Genomic DNA, 21,220 nt, shown 5'->3' with positions numbered 1-21,220 from the left:
AGGTAGAAGCGCATTCAAAAACGCCAATTTATGCTATAATAATTCCGTTAAAAGGAGGAATTATCGTCGATGGCTCAAGAGAACAAGAAAAAAAACGCTAAGAAGCCTTCACCCCGCAGATCCGCCCTAAGCAGGTTCGGTTCTGTAGTTAAGTGGATGTTTATTCTTGGAATAATAGGCGTTCTATTTGCCGGTGGTGCTGTAGCAGGCTATGTCGCTTCCATTGTGAAGGATGAACCTGTTCGCTCCGAAGAAATGATTCAGCAGCAGGTCAGTCAAAATGCGATCACCGGATTCGCTTATTTCCGAGACGGCGCACCGATCGGCCAGCTTCGGACAGAAGAAGACCGAAGGCTCATTGAATTCAACGATATCCCCCAGCTTATTATCGATGCAGTTCTCGCTATAGAGGACAATAATTTTAATGAGCATAATGGCGTGGATTTCAAAGGCACCTTACGTGCCGTCAAACAAAAGCTTCTCAATGAATCCGTTCAGACCGGAGGCAGTACACTCACCCAGCAGCTCGCAAGACGTGTATTCCTGAATCTGGATCGGACAGAAGATCGCAAAGTAAAAGAAATTCTACTTTCTCTTAGATTGGAACGCTTCTTGACCAAGCAAGAAATATTAACGGCTTATCTGAATAAGGTTCCTTTCGGCAATGGCTCGAATGGCTACAATGTATTCGGAATTAAAGCAGCAGCCAAGGGAATATTCGGTCTAGACGATCTGGACAAATTGAACGTGGCTCAAGCAGCTTATTTGGCTGGTCTTCCGCAGCTCCCTTCCACTTATTCTGCATTTAATGGCATAGGTGAATTCAACGAAAAAGCTTTCAACAGAGCTATGGACCGTCAACATCTTGTACTTCGTCGTATGCTTGAAGAGAATAAGATTACTACCTCTCAATATGATGAAGCCCTTCAATTTGATATCAAGAGTTCTCTGGCGCCGCACACCAAAAAAGCCTATGCTACCTATCCATATCTGATGATGGAGACTGAGCGTAAAGCATCCGAGATCCTTCTATCATTGAATGAAGAGAAAAATGGCACAACGGATGCCAATAGCACTACTGACAATGCCGTGTTACTTGAGGAAGCAAGACAGCAGCTCATGACCGGCGGTTATCGAGTCTACACAACCATTGATAAAAAAGTTTACAATGCAATGCATAGTGTCTCAGAAGACAGCAATAATTTTACTAAAGACAGCAAAACCAAAGGTATGGAACAAACGGCTGGCATGTTAATCGACAACAAAAGCGGAGCCATTCTCGGCATGATTGAGGGTCGCGACTTCAATATTGAGCAGATGAATTATGCTACCCAAATGATCCGTCAGCCCGGATCGACTATGAAGCCAATTTCCGCTTATTTACCAGCCTTAGATGCAGGGCTGATTCAGCCTGCCGGGATTGTGGATGACGCGCCAATTATTCTAAAAGATGGCGGAAAAGGATTCCACATTCCTAAGAATGCCAACAATCGCTATCAAGGTCTGGTCACTGCCCGTTACGCACTTAACAAATCGCTCAACTTGCCTGCGCTTAAGCTGTTTAATGAAAAGGTCGGAATAGAGAAATCTTGGGCCTTTACTAAAAAGCTGGGGATCACCACCCTCACAGATGATGATTACAGCGCGCAGACCGGGGTTATAGGCGGTCTGAAATACGGAGTATCCGTAGAAGAGTTAACCAATGCCTATTCCGCTATCGGTAACCAAGGAGCTTTTAATGATGCCTACATGATTGAGAAAATTGTCAATTCAGAGGGCAAAATTATCTATCAGCACAAGGTTAATCCTGAGCAAGTATTCTCTAAGCAAACAGCTTACCTAATGACAGATATGCTGCGAACTGTAATTACAGAGGGTACAGCCAGCACCGTAAAAAGAGAATACAAACACTCTAAAGAAATTCCGATTGTCGGTAAGACTGGATCTACCCAGAATTATGGAGACGTATGGTTTATGGGCTACACTCCTGATGTCACACTTGGAATGTGGGTCGGCTACAAAGAGCAAATCAACACCCTTACGGGAGATACACAAAAACGTCAAGCCCAAACATTATGGGCAAAAGTGTTGAATGCTGTCATTGATAAGCAGCCGGAACTATTCGTCACAGACAAATTTGCACAACCTGAGGGAATTATCAAAAAGACAGTTTCCGCATATAGCGGCAAACTGCCAACATCCCTGACTGATAAATTCACAACGGATATATTTAATACAAAATATGTGCCAAAAGAGAGCGACGACGGGATTTCCAAAGCCAAGTATATTACTTACAAAGGCGTCAATTATATCCCGTTGGAAGGCACTCCAGAGGAGTTCCTAAAGGAAAAAATCGTCGTTAAACGCGAGAAGCCGATACAGGAACTAGTCAAAGAACTCCTGGCTGCCTTCCCTAAGATGAAGGATCATAAATCACTGGAGTATTATATGCCAGCCGATGCCAAGACGGATTTCCCAACAGAAGTTGATCCACGTGTGGACGATGGGGCTTCCCCTGCTGCTCCCGGAAATGTTAACGTCTCTTATAGCACTGGTAAAGCGGTCATCAGCTTCTCCGCTAGCAGCTCGGCAGATGTTGTGGGATACCGCTTATATCGTTCATTAAACGGAGGTTCTTTCCAGAAGCAATCTATACTCATGGCAGATGAGAACAAGGTATTCACACCGGGTACACCTGCAAGTGCTAATGCAACCTTTTATGTAACAGCCGTGGATGTTGCAGGTAATGAGACGGCTTCTGGCAGCGTTGCTGGAGGGATTACACCAACACCCGAAGCAACTCCTACACCTGATCAACAACCTGGTACAGAGGCGCCTACAGAGCCTGAGACGACACCAGGAGACGTTATTGAGGATCCAGGTAACATTCTCCCGCTACTACCGACGGAAACACCAGCCGGCGGAGGTAACAGTACTGGAGGCAGTAATAATACCACAGCAGGTAATAATGCAGGGACACGTTAACCCAAAGATCATTAAATAATTTTACACAGCAAAACACCGTTCCCATGAATTCATCCGGGAACGGTGTTTTTTTACAATTCATTCTAATCCTCAATCGTGGATAGATCTCCTGTCGGTAGATGCAGCTCCCATGCCTTCAGTACACGCCGCATGATTTTACCTGATCGTGTCTTCGGAAGTTTATCCTTAAACTCGATTTCCCGCGGGGCAGCATGTGCAGACAGACCCGCTTTGACAAAAGCGGCGATCTCCTCTTTCAAGGCAGCAGTTGGAGTATAACCTTCTCTAAGCGAGATAAAAGCCTTAATAATCTCCCCCCGCACAAGATCCGGTTTGCCGATTACACCCGCTTCTGCCACTGCCGGATGCTCCACTAATTTGCTCTCCACTTCAAATGGACCAATACGCTCACCAGAAGAGTTGATGACATCATCAATTCGTCCCTGAAACCAGAAGTATCCTTCGTCATCCATATAAGCTGAATCGCCAGAAATGTACCAGCCAGGAATCCGGAAATATTCCTCATACTTCGTCTGATTGTTCCAGATCGTTTTCATCATGGATGGCCATGGAGTTTTTATCGCAAGATTCCCCATAGAAAAAGGCGGGAGAACATTACCCCGGTCATCCAGAATCGCTGCTTCAATCCCCGGTAACGGACGGCCCATCGAGCCTGGTTTGATATCCATTGACGGATAATTACAAATCAATTGTGCCCCTGTTTCAGTCATCCACCAAGTATCATGAATACGCTGATTGTAAAATTTATCTCCCCAACGTACTACTTCCGGATTTAACGGTTCACCAACCGATAGAACATGACGCAAACTGCTTAAATCAATCCCCTGTAAAGAGTGCTCCCCTGCACCCATTAACATACGAAAAGCTGTAGGTGCGCTGTACCATACAGATACCTTATTCCGTTCGATTGTCTTATACCAATCCTGAGGACTAAAGCGGCCGCCTCTGACTACATTGGTCACCCCGTTTAACCAAGGGGCAAATATGCCGTATGAAGTTCCGGTCACCCAGCCAGGATCTGCCGTACACCAGTATATATCGTCTTGACGTAGATCTAGCACTACTCTACCTGTATAATAATGTTGAATCATTGCTCTATGCACATGATAAACGCCTTTGGGCTTACCTGTAGAACCAGAAGTATAATGCATAATAAGGCCATCGTCCAAATCAAGCCATTCTAAATTAAGATCAGCAGAAACGTTAGCCATCTCTTCTGCGAATCCTAAGTTTCCTTGCTCAATATCAGTTGCTCCACCTACTAGAAAAATATGACGCAGCTCAGGAAGCTCTTCTCGCTTGACCCGATGCAGCAATTCTGGCGTAGTTACCAGCGCAACAGCCCCACTATCCTCCAAACGATCCTTAACCGCTGTTTCCATAAAGGCTTCGAATAAGGGCCCTGCTATGGCTCCGATTTTGAGAATACCTAGCAGACTGAAATACAGTTCCGGTTGGCGAGGCATAAAAATAAATACCCTATCTCCTTTACCGATGCCATATTTACGCAATACATTTCCGAACCGGTTCGACCGCTCCTGCAGATCGGCAAATGTATAGGATTCTTCCCGTACAGTGTCACTGTAGAGTAGGGCCGTTGCCGCTCCCCGCCCTTCATCCACATGGCGATCAACGGCTTCATAGGCCATATTAACCTTGCCGGTTTCATACCATGAGAAATTACGTTCAACATCCTCCCACTCAAAATTGGCTACTGCCTCCGCATAATCAGACATATTGGAGCTCTGCACACGACCCGGCAAAATTTCGCTATGGACTTGACCCATCACTCTTGCCTCCCTCACTCGTTTGATTTAAGCTTTAAGGGTAAGACTCATGTTTTAAATAATGATGTCAATGCAATGAATGTGAATTTTTTATGTCTGAATTAGTATACCATAGCAAGCGTTTACATACCATTTTTTTGATCTGAAAGGAGCACTTTCATGGAGCATCGCAAAATCCCTATTTCCCATACTCTCTCCTATATGGGTAGAACGATAACTGTGAGCGGACCCCGATCTCCCGAGGACCTTGAAGTCCTGCATATGCATCAGGACCTTGATGCTTTCCGCAGGCCCTTAGAGCAGCAAGAGGCGCTCGTAGAGATCGCCAGCTTGCCAGAGGGCCGTGTAATTACCGCAGTAGAGAATGACGTTATAGTAGGCTATGTGACCTTCCATTATCCAGATGAAATGGAGTTATGGTCACAGGGTGGTATGGAGGATCTTATTGAACTTGGAGCGATAGAGGTGAGTAATGATTATAGAGGGGCCGGACTAGGCCGGCTGCTGGTTTCTACTGCTTTTGAGCGGGAGCAATTGGAGAATTGTATTGTTTTTACAACAGAGTATTACTGGCACTGGGATTTAAAAGGCAGTGGGCTGGACGTATGGGCCTATCGCCAGATGATGGAACGGCTGATGAAGACCGTAAATATGGTTTGGTATGCTACGGATGATCCAGAAATTTGCTCACATCCCGCTAACTGCCTAATGGTTCGCATTGGACAAGAGGTGCCCATGTCCTCCCAGGAGACCTTTGACAGAGTACGTTTTAGACAACGCTTTATGTATTGATCATTAAATATGCTGCAGCATAAATTCTAATATGGAATGCGAGCGTTGTGAAGATTGTACTGTAAATTCCCTGAAATTCACCTCAGCTGATCCATCAGACTTATCTGACATGGAGCGAATGATGACAAAGGGCGTGGCGTTCATATGACAGACTTGGGCAACCGCCGCCCCTTCCATTTCCACACAAGCTCCATCCATTTGCTCTCTTAATTCAGCTACAATCTCCGCATTAGAAATGAATTGATCACCAGATAACACCTTGCCTATCAAGTACTTTTGACCTAGCTCATTGCATGCCTTCTCAGCAAGCTGCACTAGCGCAGGGTCTGCCTGGAAGACGGAAGTCTCCTGATAAGGAATTTCGCCTCTTGCGAACCCAAGCCCCGTAGCATCCATGTCATGTTGTACACATGTAGACGATATAACAATATCTCCAATATTCAATTCAGCATGTACTGCTCCAGCAACCCCAGTAAACAGCACACGGGATACGCCAAAATTATCAATTAGAATCTGAGTCGTAACTGCTGCATTTACTTTACCCACGCCAGATTTACAGAGCACTACGGATTTTCCTAATATGTTTCCTATGTAATATTGTATACCTGCTTTAACTTTTGTCCGCTTGTCCTCCATACCCTCTAGAAGCAGCTTGATTTCTTCATCCATCGCTCCGATTAATCCGATGATTTCACTCACAATAAATACCTCCTTTGAAGATTTATTTAGCAAATAAAAACATAAAAAGCTCCATAAGGAGCTTTTTACGGAATAACTGTTCAGTTCTTAAATTACTTATTCAGATGATTAACCGACAAGCGGAGAATCGTTTCATGAGGCAGGATAACCCGCGGATTCTCAACGGTTTCTTTCTTCATAAGCTTGGTCAAAAGTCTCATCGCAACTGCGCCCAAATCGTACATAGGCTGAGCTACGGTTGTCAGCAAAGGACGAACCATCGAAGCCATACGAATATTATCCACACTAATGATGGAGAAATCATCCGGTACCTTCAGACCTTCATCTTGAATACTGTGAATGGCACCAATAGCCATTTCATCCGTTGCCGCAAAAATAGCGGTTGGTTTCTTCTTGAGTCCAAGGAAATACTTCATTGCTTCTACACCAGATTCATAGCGGTAGTTACCGATGCGTACCAAATCCTCTTGGTACTCGATTCCTGCCTGTTCCAATGCTTTCTTGTAACCATGGAAACGTGCATATCCATTTGCAGGATCCTGCAGTGTGCCACTGATCATAGCGATCTCACGATGACCGTGTCGAATCAATGTGTTCACAGCATCAAAAGCAGCGGTTTCATGATCGATGTCAACGGAAGGATAAGTTCCCTTCTCATCCCGTGTAGCACATAGAACAATCGGAACTGCAGAAGTCTGGAAAGCTTGAATATGTTCGTCAGTTACTGTACCCCCCATGAAGAGCAGACCATCGACCTGTTTCTCCAAAAGGGTATTAATGACACGAATTTCTTTCTCTTTACGCTTATCCGCGTTACACAATATGATATTGTAATGATACATGTTCGCGATATCTTCAATCCCGCGTGCAATTTCTGCAAAAATCGAGTTTGAAATATCAGGGATGACAACCCCAACGGTTGTCGTTTTCTTACTGGCAAGACCTCTTGCCACGGCATTGGGACGATATCCCAAACGTTCAATCGCTTCAAAAACTTTCTTCCGGGTCTGCGGTTTCACGTTAGGGTTATTATTCACAACCCGTGATACCGTAGCCATAGATACGCCTGCTTCTCGAGCTACATCGTAAATGGTTACCGTCAAATTACTCTCTCCATTGCGATAAATTTTATCGTTCGACTAATTAAAAATATGATACGACACTTTGTACATTTGTGCAATGATAACGCTTCATTTTCCTTTCAAAATTTCTTTCAAGGCTGAAAACGTCACCCTGGATTAAAATTGTGACCAGTGCTGGTTAACCTGTCCAAGAGCATCAATAATGTAACTTCTATCTATCGTAACAAAAAGTGAGTGAAAAATCCAACATTCCGTGAAAAATTTTCATTATTTTCACACAATTTTTTTATAATCTTCATTTTCAGCCATTTGGAAGGTTAATTGAGACAATCTTCGACTAGTTTCTTCCATCCAATACTGGTCTGACAGCTTCTCAGCTAAACGATAAATATCGAGAAGCATATCGACTCGGCTCTGAATCCTCTCTCGGATTATCGTCTCTAGTTCTGATATTCCCCCTATTATAGTTTCTGACAAGGATTCTTTTAATACACTGGCCAATTCATTTCTCTCCGTAAACAAAAAATCTTTTCCCGGATCATCTCCACTGAGTTCTTTTACTAATTTGCCTAGATCTGCTTTAATAAACTGCAAAGGTTCATAACTAGCGCATTCCGGGCAGGTATAGACAGGAACATGGGTAATCTTCATCTTCGTATTAAAAATCAAAGAATGCATATGTAAGTTCATGAGGCCACCACAACTGCACAACTTCTCCATCAAATTATCTTTATACATCTTCTACACCTCTTGCACAAAATTAATAAAGCACAAAGTTTGACTTTTTCAACTTCTATATTCGACTCTACTCGATTAAAACCCTCCTTTATTGCATATAATGATTAAATTGGCAATTTGTCTATAATTTACATCCCTAAAGATGACTTCATATTTTAAATTTGATAGAATAATGAAAGAATCATGGGAATCGAAAGGAGCTTAACTAAATGAGACTAGCCGGTAAAAAGGTCATAGCACTCGTAGACGATGAATTTGAAGATTTGGAGCTCTGGTATCCCGTGTATCGGGTGAGAGAAGAAGGTGCCGAGGTTCATTTGGCAGGTCTGGAAAAAAATAAGACGTACATCGGTAAATATGGCGTACCAGCTAAAGCAGAATACTCCTGGGACGAGCTTAATGCCGCAGATTATGATGGGATTTTGGTTCCAGGCGGCTGGGCTCCTGATAAAATCCGTAGATACAGTGCCGTTCTAAAGCTTGTACAGGATTTTAATGCGGCTAAAAAACCGATTGGGCAGATCTGCCATGCAGGCTGGGTATTAATTTCTGCTAAAATTCTGGAAGGTGTAACCGTCACCTCCACGCCAGGCATCCGTGATGACATGGAGAATGCCGGAGCCATCTGGAAGGATGAGGCTGTAGTTACGGATGGACATATCATCTCCGCTCGCCGCCCGCCAGATCTTCCGCCATACGGGAAAGCCTTTTGCGATGCACTCGCTGGGGAATAAAAACAGTAGGTATATAGTTTAAAATCAAAAAAGCCCTGTTTCTCACAATTTGAGGAACAGGGCTTTTGATTTGAGGCTTTAAAATCCAGATGGTTATCTAATCCGCACAGAATCCGTCTCCATGATCATATTTGGATAATTTGTAAACCTAAAAGTCAAAGGTTGAGGCAGCTTTTCTTTGCCTACGTTGAGAAAATAAGTTATTGTAGTTCCCTTAGCGTCCTCACGGTATTCTCTATATCTAGAATAACCCTCAGAATCATGTACAAGCCAATGTCCGCTTCCAGCGCTATCCACAAAATTATCGTCTATCCCAAAACCGGTTGCTTCATGCAACTCCTCAACTTTTTTGGGAATCAATAAGTCCAATACTATAATTCCCTGCTCTTCGTCCGCGGTCCGTTTAGAAATTGTGAGGTAGCTATCCGGTGCCTTTAAAATCTGCTGTGTTTCCGTGTTAATCACTAACTCCACCTTAGATTTATCCAGTGCTGAAATCCCCTCAATTTCAAGCTTGATTGGATCATCGGGTCTCATATTATCGTTATGGTAGATATTTGTCTGTGGGCCGCCATTTGTTAATGAAACACTACCCAACCCATTTAAGGTCTCTTGATCCTTCCCTTTTCCCATAATTAACTTAGGCGAAAGTGTTCTAAAAATCTTCATTTTATTATCGCCGTCATAAGATTCTTGCGTATAAATCCCAGTAGGCCCCATATAAACATTATTCACTTTGATCTTCTGTCCAGAAACAGCCAAACTATCCTTCAGATCAACGAACTCTCCTTCAAAATAATCTTTATCAGTATCCATAGGAATGGTGACGCTTAATTTTTTGATATCACTGTTCATGATAATATGTTCAATTGTTGCTGGAAAAACCGATAATGTAACATTCAACTTCTCCAGCAACTCATCTTGGTATTTATCCCACACAATTTGTTGAAACATATAAGTCGTACCAGGAGAACCATCCTCCTCACTCACGGAGTTACTAACGCCACTATAGCCACTCATTGAAAATTTATCCTCTGGCGCTTTTTTCAAAGACAACCCCATGAATTGCATCTTCTGATCCGTATTGTTCTGGATTGTATAAAGCACCACAATGCCTCTTCGGTCTGCAATGATTCCATTAACAGTCCATGTTATCCCGTCCACCTCAGGAGAAGAGATATTTACCTCCTTCATCATCCCCGCATCAAGTGCTGATTTAATCGTCAGATTATTAGCAATAACGGGTCTAAACACTTCAAGCTGACCCCAGCTTTTTGGAGGTAATTGCGCACGTACGGGATTTATCATCTGATTTGCCCAAGGCAAAATTATAAGTAAGGCGAATGCCAAGACTACCAATACAACAACAGCGTACTTTTTTCTAAAAGGCAAACGTGAACGGTTCCCTTGCTGCATCCCCTTGCGGATCGCGGTGTCCAGTTTTACATCCAGAATTTCTTCTGCCTCCGCATCGATTTTCTGAAAATAATCTTTAAGCAGCTTCTCTTCAGACTCAGCCATAAAATAGCTCCCCCTTCCGCTTCATTTTGTCACGCAGTTGTTTTAATCCTTTATTCAGCCATGTCTTCACTGTGCCCTCGGGTTTATCCAGCACCTCTGCAATCTCGGCAAGGGTCATATCCTTGTAATATTTGAGCACCAGCACTTGGCGATATTTGGGTTTCACTCCATCCAGCGCTTGTTCCATGTCCAGTCTGCGGTCACTTTTCATCTCCATGATCCCCTCATCACTTCGAGCAGCTTCTGCGACTGTATTCCTCTTTCGGCGTTTCAGCTCATCATTACAGCAATTAATCAAAATTCGTGTTAACCAAGGAGCGAAACGCTCCGCATCTTTTAAGCTTTTTCGTTTAATCCATGCGCGGCAGGTTGCCTCCTGCAAAACCTCCAGCGAATCCGCTTCATTTCGCAAATAGCTGTAGGCAATGCTATAAAGTTTTCTTTTCTGTCCAGCCACTTGCTCATAAAACAGCTCTTCATCCGTAGCAGCCATTTCCATTTCGTCATTTATAATGTGATCCATTTTCGGCCTGCCTCCCCCCTTGCCTTTATTCTTAAATCGGTTCTGTGTAACTCTCTCTATGTATTGACTGCGCCGCAGGGCAAACGGTTTTGTTTTTTTAAAAAGTATGGCTTAAATAAAGAAAAAGGCTCGGCAAGAATGCCGAACCTTGATATGAAATGAATAAAAGTTACAGTAACTTTAGGATGAGGCTTTCTCCTGTAGTTCCCCGCTTGATCCAAGTGTAAGACCACTTTTTTGGGCAAACGCAGTTAACATTTCTTCCGTCTCTGAGCTTGTACGATGGTGGAAACACGCTTTGGCGATTCTTTTGGCATCCTTGGCCAGTGTGTTCAGTGTGCGGTGTTTAACCTTCAGCAGCGCCTGCGGCGACATGCTGAGTTCTCTAATTCCAAGCTCCAGCCAAAGAGGCAAAGAACGCTCATCCGCCGCCATTTCACCACATACACTGATATCAATCTTGGCATTACGTGCCGCTTCTACCGTCATACGGATCATTCGCAGAACCGCTGGATGGTACGGATGATACATATGAGCAATTTGTTCATTCATACGGTCTACCGCTAACACATATTGAACCAAATCATTAGTGCCGATACTGAAAAAGTCAACTTCCTCAGCCAGTAAATCAGCAATCATAACCGCCGCTGGAACTTCAATCATAATACCCACAGGAAGATTCCGGTTAAAAGGGATATCTCGTTGCTCCAGCTCAGCTTTCACTTCTTCTAAAACAACTTTTGCCGCCTGCACTTCCTCTACGGAAGAAATCATTGGAAACATCAACTTTACATTCCCGTATGCACTTGCCCGCAGAATGGCACTTAGCTGAGTTTTGAACATATCTAATCGGTCCAAGCTGATGCGAATCGCCCGGTAACCAAGGAAAGGATTCTGCTCTTCAGGCAGCTGGATATAATCCAACTGCTTGTCCCCGCCAATATCCAGCGTACGAATCACTACAGTGTTATTGCCCACCTTCTCGACAACCTGTTTATACACTTCAAATTGTTCATCCTCAGTTGGAAAAGATCTGCGGTCCATATAAAGAAACTCCGTGCGGAACAGGCCTACGCCTTCAGCTCCATACTTAAGCGATATGTTGAGTTCTTTAACTGAACTGATATTGCCGGCAAGTCGCAGGTTCACACCATCCTTGGTAACAGCCTCCACGGTGGCGAGCAGTTCCAGTTGCTCTTTCTTTTTATGCTGTTTATCCCGAATCGCTACGTATTCATTTATCGTAAGTTCATCTGGATGGATTTGTACAGATCCGGTATCACCGTCGATCACAAGCATGTCCCCGGTCTGAATAGGATTAGACAGATTATTCTCCAAGCCTGCTACAAGAGGAATGCCTAGCGCACGAGCCATAATGGAGGAATGTGAGGTTTTACCGCCCATCATGGTGACAATACCTAGAACATAAGTTGGATTCAAGTGAGCTAGCTGGGAAGGAGACAACTCCTTCGCAACAAGAATATATGGCTGTGTATCCGATGGTAACGTAACCTCTGGAGCGCCTAAAAGATGTTTTAAAAGACGGTTTCCGACATCCTTGATATCCACCGCCCGCTCCTTCATGTACTCATCGTCTAGCAGATCAAACATCGCTACAAAATGATCAATCGCTTCTTTCACAGCTACTTCTGCCGCCTTGTACTGGCGCTCAATGATCCCGCGGATTTCACTCATGAACACAGGATCATCTAAGATCGCCAGATGAGCATCAAAAATACTCGATTCCTCCGGACCTACCACTTCTCTGAACTCTTTTTTGATGAATTCAATCTCGTCCTTAGAGGTACGGATACCTTCGTATAAACGCTCAAACTCCTTAGCTAGATCCACTGGGTTCACTTGTGTATCCGGTAAGCTCCATTCCCAGTTCGGCAAGACAAAGGCCTTCCCGATAGCTACACCTGCTGCTGCGCCTATGCCTTGTATCATCCTTCAATCCCTCCAACGTTACTTTCGTGTAAGACTACGGACATTACTGATGATTGCCCCTTTTTAACATTTTTAAATGGAGCATAGCTCCATGATTTGACTCGATCAGGATTCGTGATCACCATCGGTGTAGCCAATGAGGCCGCATGTTCACGCAAATAAGCGAGGTCGAATTTAACAAGCAATTGACCTGGCTCCACGCTGTCGCCTTCTTTTACAACCGCCTCAAAGGGTCCCTTGAGCTGTGAAGTGTCGATCCCTATATGCATGAGTACCTCCAACCCTTCCGGCGTCGAAATACCCACGGCATGCATTGTAGGATAGACGTGCATAACTTTCCCGAATACGGGTGAAGTAAGTTCCCCTTTTTCCGGCAAAAATGCAACCCCATCCCCCACTAGCTTAGCTGCAAAAATGTGATCAGGCACTTCCTCAATGGGCATCATTCTACCCTGCATTGGCGAACTGAACAGCACCTGCGGTAAATCACGAAGCATAAGCTTATTAATCTCCTCGCGGATCAGTTCTGAATACGTGCCAAATACTACCTGGACATTTCCGCCGCCTAGCTTGATAATCCCAGCAGAACCTAAACCTTTAAGCGCTCCAGTATCTATATATCGGTCATTATGAACGGTAAGCCGCAGACGGGTGATACAGGACTGCACTTGTACAATATTCTCCTTGCCTCCAAGCGCCTCTAAGATCAGCGGTGCCTGATAAGGGATATTGCCGGCCCAATCCCCAAGCTCTGAACCTTCTTCACGCCCCGGTGTCGGGATCTGAAAACGGCGAATCGCCCAGCGAAATAAATTATAGTATACAATCCCGTAGCCGATACCAATCGGAATCAGCAGCCAAGCCCTCTGTGACAAATGCATGTTCAAGAAGAAATCGATGGCTCCAGCCGAATAGGAGAACCCGTGATGGATTCCCAGCATGTAGGTCAGCACCATAGCGAGACCGGACATTACAGTATGTACCGCGAACAAATACGGAGAAGCAAATAAAAATGCAAATTCGATCTGCTCCGAAACCCCGGTCAGAAAACAAACCAACGCCGCCCGCACAAAAGTCTTTTTAATCTTGGGCTTCAAATCCTCGCGCGCTTCCTGAATAATTGCAAAAGCAATGGCAGGCAGCGCAAACATCATAATCGGAAACAACCCCGCCATAAAAATCCCCGCCGTAGGATCACCTGCAAAAAAACGCGGCAAATCCCCCTGAACCACAGCACTGCCATCAGGAGTCGTAAAATTCCCAAATTGAAACCAAAACACATTATTAAGAATATGATGTAGTCCAAAAGCGGTCAGAACCCTATATAGGACCCCATAGATAAAAACGCCAAACCCGCCCGTCTGCAATATTCCCTGAAAAAGATTATCAAGCCCTATCTGCAGCAGCGGAGATATTCCTAACATTACCCATGCGAACCCGGCAGAAAACAAGCCCATGAACAGCAAAACAAAACGCGACCCTCCAAAAAACTGGATCGCCTCTGGAAGCTTAATATTTTTAAACCGGTTTTGCGCGACACCGGCAACGATCCCCAGCAAAATTCCGATTAGTGTTGCAGGTTGTACAAGCCCGTCTCCCATTTGGGTGACAATTCGGTCGTAAGTGAACATCCCAGCCAGCGCTGCCAGACCCGCTGTTCCGGCTTGATTGGATAACCCCCATGCTACACCTACAGCGAACAAATAAGGCATATAATAAAATATTGCCTGCCCCGCGTAAGTAGCCACTTCAGACACCGAAGAAAGTCCCCATGCAGACCAAGGTAAGCTGCCCAAACTAAGCAAAATGGCTGCCGCCGGCAGTACCATGGTAGGAAGCATTATGGCTCTGCCCAATTGCTGCAATGATCCGAGCCAATTCAAGGCTACCCTCTCCTTTCTTTCTATATTGAATGGTAAGCGCTGCGGGGATTTTTGTCAAAAGAAACTCATGAGATCATCACGTTACATTTTTAAAACAAATATTCTCACATTCCACTAAACATTTATTCATTAGTATCCATAGAACGGCTGGTATTTACGTGAGGCTATCGATACTACAGAGTCAGAATCGAGTTTAAGTGTACTTTGTGCAACTATTTATATCGACGTTACTCTGAGCACCTTTTTAACTGCACTTCATACAACTATTTTTAATTATTTTCCACTTCATCTAATCTTTGAGGCGTTTTAAGTGTACAAAGTGCAACTATTTCGCATTTAGATAGCTATTTCGGCAATTTAGTTGTATAAAGTGCAATTATTCCCTTGCGCAGCTACCGTATAGATTCCCTAGCATACCTGATCAGATCAGGTATGATTTGGTCTGATATGATTTGATTTGATTTGGTCTGAACTGATCTCAGAGCATTCGATTCATAACAGCGAACTTTTCTCCCCCCATTAACTATCTCCAACACCCTAAACTCACAGTTAGGAATTCCACCTGAGTTTAAGTGCACTTTGTGCAACTACTCCTATCGACGTTACTCTGAGCACCTTTTTAACTGCACTTTATACAACTATTTTTAGTGATTTTCCACTTCATCTAATCTTTGAGGCGTTTTAAGTGTACAAAGTGCAACTATTTCGCATTTAGATGGCTATTTCGGCGATTTAGTTGTATAAAGTGCAATTATTCCCTTGCGCAGCCTCTAAAGATCCTCTTACCACATTTGATCTGGTCTGAGAGCCTTCACCTCATAATACCGAATTCTTTCTCCCTGATTAACCGGCTTCAGCAACCCCTTCTCACTTAATGATTGCAGCAATCGACGCGCCGTACGGAAATTAATGCAGAAATGCGTGGCCACATCCTTTGGACGAACCGGTCTACCGAGACGCCAAGCGAAACGCAGAACCTCTTTTTCCTCAGACAAAATAGCTACGCTAGCAGATTTACGCGCCAAGTAAGGCGCCAGCACCAGTTGCAACAACATCCGGCAGACCTCGGGACGTTGCTGGATATCATCAAAAGAAAAATGAATCATCCTCCAGCCCATCCCAGTCAAAAAAGTGTCCCTATTTACTGAATAGTTGAATTTCTCACGGTCCATATCTTTCACATGGCTTTGATATCCATCACACTCGATCCCAAAGCTGCTGCCCGTCTGTGGAAGATAAGCAAAGTCCAGAAATTGTGATTTGCGATTCCAGTCATATACTTCGTATTCTGGATGCAAATCGTCTAGGGACTCAAACATAGGCCACCATATATTCTGCAAAAACAGCTTTTCCGCAAAATTATGTCCCCTAACCAGCCTGCCCCTTCTTTCACCTGTTCTTGATTTCATATGCTGGTCGATGAACAAACCATGTGCTTCTTCAAACTCCATAACCTATAGCCTCCCCTACAAAATAAAAAAACGCCCTTCACCGCAAAAGCGGTTAAAGGACGTTCTTCGTCTAATTTCATTATAACTAGCTCAACAGGCGTTTTACATTAGAAATCGCACCTACGTTACACAATACCACTTATTTCGGCTAAACTTCATCATCTAAGTTTTCATTAGCCACAGCATCATAAATTTAAACCTAGTTAGTTTATTCCACTTTTGCTCGTTCTTCACCAGCTAGTTCGTTCTTCACCAGTTATCCGTTCTTCGCCAGCCCGTTCGTTCTTCACCAGCTTGCTCATTCTTCACCAGTTATCCGTTCTTCACCAGCTAGTCCGTTCTTCACCAGTTAGTCCGTTCTTCGCCAGCCCGTTCGTTCTTCACCAGCTAGTTCGTTCTTCACCAGTTTGTTCATTCTTCACCAGCTAGTTCGTTCTTCACCAGTTAGTTCGTTCTTCGCCAGCTAGTTCGTTCTTCGTCAGTTCCTTGTTACGTCCGTTGGTCAACGCTAACTATAATCACTACACATTTAACTCAGTGTTTAGTTTAACAGTTATATAACTGAACCTACTGCCGGCTACGCCCATGCATTGTGATCGCTTCTTCGACCTTGATGCAGCGGTCCATAATGGCGATCATACCGTGCTCAGCGGCGATTTCAGCGGCTTCCGCGCTAACTATACCCTGCTGGAGCCACAGCACACGTGCGCCAATGTCAGCTGCCTCCTGCGCGACCTTTGCGCAGTGTTCGCTTCGACGGAATACATTGACGATGTCCACTGGCTCTGGAATTTCTGCTAAAGTGTGATAACACTTTTCTCCCAGGATTTCTCCGTCCACCGTTGGGTTAACGGGAATGATCCGATATCCCCGGCTTTGCATGGCGCCCGCGACCATATAAGAGGTACGATCTGTTTTGTCTGATAAGCCAACAACAGCAATGTTACCTGCGGAAGCAAGAATATCTCCGATCTGCTCCCGACTTGGATTCTCAAAGCTCATAAGTAGTGCCCCTTTCCATAGTTACACTTAATGATCCTTGTTTAACTGTAGCTAGATACGCTAGCTCCCTTATTCCTATTGTACCCACTCCACATTCGCACCAAGCGCACGCAAGTGATCAAAATATTGCGGATAAGATTTTGCCACATGATGTGCATCCTTAATCAAAAGAGGTTGACGCGCACGCAAGCCTACTACGGATAGTGCCATAATTACGCGGTGATCATAATGCGCATTAATGGTGACTCCGCCTTCGACACCTTCGGGCATGCCGTGAACAATAATCTCATCGCGGCGTTCTTCTACCTTGGCTCCGGCACGGGTTAACTCTGCCAAGTAATCGGTAATGCGATCACATTCCTTATAGCGCAAATTCTCAACATTGTAGAATCGGGAGGTACCTTCTGCAAATACTGCAGCAGCCACCATGGCCAGTACCGCATCTGTTGCAGCATCTCCATCGAATTCAACAGCTTTTAGGATACCGTTCCCTTGGACATGTACTGTACCCTCTTCATGTGTAAGAGGAACTTCCATCATCCGCAGTACATCAACAATGGCTCTTTCACCTTGTTTACTTTGTTCTGCAAGACGGTGAATTTTCACATCCGACTTTGTAACGGCAGCCGCCGCAAGGATTGCCGCAGAGCCTGGGTAGTCACCTTGAACAGTATATGATTTAGCTGCATAAGCTTGACGACCTGGAACTTTAAAGGACATGTAATCATCCGCGGCGTGCACCACAATACCTGCCTGCTCCAACACTTCCAAGGTCTGGCCCACGACAACCTTCGATTTCAAATCATCGAGGACAATAATTTCACTATCTTCTTCAAGCAATGGTGTCAGAAACAGTAGAGCACTTAAGAACTGGGAGCTTACTGCACCAGAGACAGTAATTCTGCCTCCAACCGATTTACCCCCACGGATCGTGATCGGCAGTTTCCCTTCATTATGCTCCACCTGAACACCTAGCTGTTCCAACGACACAATCAAGTCGTCATGCGGACGTTTGCCCAATGAGTCTGGATACGTATTTACAAAAGTAACCTCAGGACTTAACGCGGCCACAGCCATAAGAAAACGCAGTACTGCTCCGGCATTTCCTACATTAAGTTCTTTAACGTCTTTTGGGTGACGTCCGAAGCCTTGAATCACAATCTTTTCCTCATCTTCTGTAAGCACAGCACCCAAATCTGCTATGCAGCGGCGGATCGCGTCGCTATCCTCACTATGTGCAGGATGATAAATCGTACTTACTCCTTCAGACAATGCCGCAACCAGCAGATAACGTGTCGTATAGTTTTTGGAAGAGAGGGCTCCAAATTCTCCTTGCAGAGATGGCGTTGGCCTAACAATAACGTCCATAATATAAACTCTCCTTAGTAGATGTAGTGGGTATGTAATGCTCGTTTGACAGGGTATTCTGTTCTTGTGTTATCATTAAACCATTCTTCTGATGAAAAGAGGTCAAACCCATGCATAATGTACCACAAATCACACCGCAAGAATTACGGCAGTGTATAGAGACAGGTGAAGACCTTGTACTCATCGATGTTCGCGAAGACGAAGAGGTGGCCTTTGGGATGATTCCCGGTGCACAACATATCCCTATGGGAGAAATTCCGCACCGTACTGAAGATATTCCAAGCGATGCCAAAGTGATCTTCATTTGCCGTTCCGGTGCCCGCAGCCAACGTGTCTGCGAATATCTACAGCAATTTGGTTATAACGCTGCGAACCTTAGCGGCGGTATGATTGAATGGAATGAGACACTCTCTTAAAAGCTCAACCGCGGTAATGCATTAAAATATGTTGCGACACTTCTGCCGCAGTCAGTCCCGTTGTATCGACCGTGTAATGCGCGAATAGGTATGCATCCTGGCGATCTTCCATGATTCGTCTGACCCGTTCTTCTGCATTGCCGGCGAGCAGCGGACGATTCTCATCCCCGCTAACACGTGCAATAATCTCTTCCTCAGTTGCCGTTAGCGCAACTACATGCCCTTTACTCAGCATTAAGGCTGTATTTCCCGGCGCCAATACCGCGCCTCCACCCGTGGATATTAATTTATTCTCAGACTCTAGCATTTGCTTTAGAACCGCAGTTTCTACGCTTCGAAAGTATTCCTCACCATCTTCTGCGAAGATTTCTGCAATGCTTCTGCCTTCAGTCTCAATAATGACATGATCCAAATCAACCAGCTCATAGCCCAGCTCCTCAGCCAAAATAGCACCAACGGTTGACTTACCAGTCGCCATCATCCCTACTAAAATAATGTTTTTGTTCTTATCTTCCTGACTCATCGTTTTTAGTTCTTCTGTATCCCCAGCCATGACTATCCTCCAACCGCGATATTTGTCATATCATAACACAGGGTCAAAACATTAGACAATCCGCTTCTTCCAGTAAAAAAAGACCCGAAAGGCTCCCCATTTCTGGTGAAGCCGTCCGGGCCGCTTGTCATACCGTCAATTAGATTATTCCGCTGCCATCCAGTTGTGGTGGAAGACGCCTTCTTTGTCCACACGTTTGAAGGTGTGAGCGCCAAAGTAATCACGTTGAGCCTGAAGCAAGTTAGCAGGCAAACGTTCTGTACGGTAGCTGTCATAGTAAGCCAATGCGCTGGAGAATCCAGGAACTGGAACACCCAAAGTTACCGCAGAAGCAATGACTTTACGCCATGCAGATTGGTAATTGTCCATAACATTCTTGAAGAAAGGATCAAGAAGCAGGTTCTTAAGCTCTGCATTGTTCTCATAAGCATCTGTGATATTTTGCAGGAAACGGGAACGGATAATGCAGCCGCCGCGCCAGATTTTAGCCAGCTCGCCATATTTCAGATCCCAACCATATTCGTCGGAAGCTACGCGAAGTTGAGCGAAACCTTGCGCGTAGGATACGATTTTGCTCGCGAACAATGCTTTACGCACGTTCTCGATGAATTCGGCTTTGTCACCTTCAAATGTTGTTGCTTCTGGTCCGTTAAGCACTTTGCTTGCTTCTACGCGCTCATCCTTCATAGCAGACAGGAAGCGGGAGAATACGGATTCGGTAATCATGGACAGAGGTACACCAAGATCAAGTGAGCTTTGGCTTGTCCATTTACCAGTACCCTTTTGGCCAGCGGAATCAAGGATAACGTCAACCATAGGTTTGCCGGTTTCTTCGTCGTATTGAGCAAAGATATCAGTAGTGATCTCGATCAGGTAGCTGTCGAGCTCGCCGCTGTTCCACTCTTTGAAAATATTGTGAAGTTCTTTTGCATCCAGACCTAGAACATCTTTCAACAACTGATAAGCTTCACAGATCAATTGCATATCACCATATTCGATACCGTTGTGCACCATTTTAACATAGTGTCCTGCACCGTCAGGTCCGATATATGTACAGCAAGGCTCTCCGTCAACTTTGGCTGAGATTGCCGTTAGGATAGGCTCTACAAGTTTATACGCACTTTCTTGACCACCTGGCATAATCGAAGGACCTTTAAGAGCACCTTCTTCACCACCGGAAACTCCAGTACCGATAAAGCGGAAACCCTTTTCTTCCAGCTCTTTACTACGACGAACTGTATCAGGGAAGTAAGCATTCCCTCCGTCGATAATGATGTCGCCTTGATCAAGATGCGGCAGCAGTTGCTCGATGGTAGCATCAGTAGCTTTACCAGCTTGAACCATGATCAGAATTTTGCGCGGTGTTTCCAGCGAAGCTACAAATTCCTCAACGGAAAATGTGCCTACGAGGTTTTTACCTTCCGCTTCAGCAAGAAGATCATGTGTCTTCTCCGGGGAGCGGTTGAATACGGATACGGAAAAACCTTTGCTTTCGATATTTAGAGCCAAATTCTTGCCCATTACCGCCAAGCCAATAACGCCGATTTGTTGTTTTGCCATCTGGTCCTCCACCCTTTGCACCCTATATTTTTGTGAAATCCATTTCTCGCAGTATAAGAATACCACCCTTTATCAGAGACAGCAAAGCCTGCCCTGCGAATAGAGATCAATTTCATTGACAAATTCAGTCTAAGAAATGATCACAATGACTATTT

At 44.7% G+C, this 21,220-nt stretch carries 17 protein-coding genes; 4 read left to right on the top strand and 13 right to left on the bottom strand.

Annotated elements, in window-relative coordinates; genetic code table 11:
- The first annotated feature begins 69 nt into the window (after positions 1 to 69).
- Positions 70 to 2,985: a transglycosylase domain-containing protein gene (locus tag NST40_RS12105; RefSeq protein WP_076189866.1), complete on the top strand. Its 2,916-nt coding sequence runs from the start codon at positions 70 to 72 to the stop codon at positions 2,983 to 2,985.
- 83 nt (positions 2,986 to 3,068) lie between these two features.
- On the opposite strand, the gene acsA is transcribed toward NST40_RS12105, so the two are convergent.
- Entirely contained in the window at positions 3,069 to 4,793 is a 1,725-nt protein-coding gene (gene acsA, locus NST40_RS12100) for an acetate--CoA ligase (protein WP_076129125.1), read from the bottom strand.
- Between the two features lie 159 nt (positions 4,794 to 4,952).
- Here acsA and NST40_RS12095 point away from each other — a divergent pair, with 159 nt between their 5' ends.
- Positions 4,953 to 5,585, top strand: a complete 633-nt coding sequence (locus NST40_RS12095; protein ID WP_076189864.1) for a GNAT family N-acetyltransferase — start codon at positions 4,953 to 4,955, stop codon at positions 5,583 to 5,585.
- Between the two features lie 3 nt (positions 5,586 to 5,588).
- On the opposite strand, the gene NST40_RS12090 is transcribed toward NST40_RS12095, so the two are convergent.
- From NST40_RS12090 to NST40_RS12080, 3 genes are all read right to left on the bottom strand, one after another.
- Positions 5,589 to 6,284, bottom strand: a complete 696-nt coding sequence (locus tag NST40_RS12090) for a 5'-methylthioadenosine/adenosylhomocysteine nucleosidase (RefSeq protein ID WP_076275866.1) — start codon at positions 6,282 to 6,284, stop codon at positions 5,589 to 5,591.
- Positions 6,285 to 6,376: 92 nt separating this feature from the next.
- Positions 6,377 to 7,387: a catabolite control protein A gene (gene ccpA, locus NST40_RS12085; RefSeq protein WP_036686140.1), complete on the bottom strand. Its 1,011-nt coding sequence runs from the start codon at positions 7,385 to 7,387 to the stop codon at positions 6,377 to 6,379.
- A 252-nt stretch (positions 7,388 to 7,639) separates the two neighbouring features.
- Entirely contained in the window at positions 7,640 to 8,104 is a 465-nt protein-coding gene (locus tag NST40_RS12080) for a hypothetical protein (RefSeq protein ID WP_076220597.1), read from the bottom strand.
- 209 nt (positions 8,105 to 8,313) lie between these two features.
- Between NST40_RS12080 and NST40_RS12075 the strand changes: the two genes are divergently transcribed.
- Positions 8,314 to 8,838: a type 1 glutamine amidotransferase domain-containing protein gene (locus NST40_RS12075; RefSeq protein ID WP_038570273.1), complete on the top strand. Its 525-nt coding sequence runs from the start codon at positions 8,314 to 8,316 to the stop codon at positions 8,836 to 8,838.
- A 93-nt stretch (positions 8,839 to 8,931) separates the two neighbouring features.
- Here NST40_RS12075 and NST40_RS12070 read toward each other — a convergent pair whose 3' ends face one another.
- The 7 genes from NST40_RS12070 to aroA form a co-directional block, all read right to left on the bottom strand.
- Entirely contained in the window at positions 8,932 to 10,359 is a 1,428-nt protein-coding gene (locus tag NST40_RS12070; RefSeq protein WP_076275868.1) for a DUF4179 domain-containing protein, read from the bottom strand.
- Positions 10,352 to 10,882 carry a sigma-70 family RNA polymerase sigma factor gene (locus NST40_RS12065; RefSeq protein ID WP_094902125.1) on the bottom strand — a complete coding sequence of 177 codons (531 nt, stop codon included), beginning with the start codon at positions 10,880 to 10,882 and terminating at the stop codon, positions 10,352 to 10,354. Before NST40_RS12065 ends, NST40_RS12070 begins: the two co-directional genes overlap by 8 nt.
- Positions 10,883 to 11,062: 180 nt before the next feature.
- Positions 11,063 to 12,832 (bottom strand): phosphoenolpyruvate--protein phosphotransferase, encoded by a 1,770-nt coding sequence (gene ptsP, locus NST40_RS12060; RefSeq protein ID WP_342410720.1) that lies wholly within the window; start codon positions 12,830 to 12,832, stop codon positions 11,063 to 11,065.
- The gene (locus tag NST40_RS12055; RefSeq protein WP_036686132.1) at positions 12,829 to 14,715 is read right to left on the bottom strand and encodes a glucose PTS transporter subunit IIA; all 1,887 of its coding nucleotides are present in this window, start codon (positions 14,713 to 14,715) and stop codon (positions 12,829 to 12,831) included. Before NST40_RS12055 ends, ptsP begins: the two co-directional genes overlap by 4 nt.
- Positions 14,716 to 15,497: 782 nt before the next feature.
- Entirely contained in the window at positions 15,498 to 16,166 is a 669-nt protein-coding gene (locus NST40_RS12050; RefSeq protein WP_076277974.1) for a hypothetical protein, read from the bottom strand.
- Between the two features lie 567 nt (positions 16,167 to 16,733).
- The gene (locus NST40_RS12045) at positions 16,734 to 17,168 is read right to left on the bottom strand and encodes a CoA-binding protein (RefSeq protein ID WP_076104783.1); all 435 of its coding nucleotides are present in this window, start codon (positions 17,166 to 17,168) and stop codon (positions 16,734 to 16,736) included.
- A gap of 75 nt (positions 17,169 to 17,243) precedes the next feature.
- On the bottom strand, positions 17,244 to 18,536 hold the full coding sequence (gene aroA, locus NST40_RS12040; protein WP_342410719.1) for a 3-phosphoshikimate 1-carboxyvinyltransferase: 1,293 nt from the start codon (positions 18,534 to 18,536) through the stop codon (positions 17,244 to 17,246).
- A gap of 110 nt (positions 18,537 to 18,646) precedes the next feature.
- Between aroA and NST40_RS12035 the strand changes: the two genes are divergently transcribed.
- On the top strand, positions 18,647 to 18,952 hold the full coding sequence (locus NST40_RS12035; RefSeq protein WP_036686126.1) for a rhodanese-like domain-containing protein: 306 nt from the start codon (positions 18,647 to 18,649) through the stop codon (positions 18,950 to 18,952).
- Positions 18,953 to 18,956: 4 nt separating this feature from the next.
- Here the strand turns inward: NST40_RS12035 and NST40_RS12030 are convergent, their stop codons facing one another.
- Together NST40_RS12030 and gndA are read right to left on the bottom strand one after the other, a co-directional pair.
- The gene (locus tag NST40_RS12030; RefSeq protein WP_235219530.1) at positions 18,957 to 19,505 is read right to left on the bottom strand and encodes a shikimate kinase; all 549 of its coding nucleotides are present in this window, start codon (positions 19,503 to 19,505) and stop codon (positions 18,957 to 18,959) included.
- A 144-nt stretch (positions 19,506 to 19,649) separates the two neighbouring features.
- Complete coding sequence (gene gndA / locus NST40_RS12025; protein ID WP_038570246.1) at positions 19,650 to 21,065, bottom strand: NADP-dependent phosphogluconate dehydrogenase; 1,416 nt, start codon at positions 21,063 to 21,065, stop codon at positions 19,650 to 19,652.
- Between the last annotated feature and the right edge of the window lie 155 nt (positions 21,066 to 21,220).

It is taken from the genome of Paenibacillus sp. FSL R10-2778 (assembly GCF_038593035.1).
In the GTDB taxonomy this organism is placed as follows: domain Bacteria; phylum Bacillota; class Bacilli; order Paenibacillales; family Paenibacillaceae; genus Paenibacillus_AQ; species Paenibacillus_AQ odorifer.
This window is presented reverse-complemented; position numbering and strand designations above follow the sequence as displayed.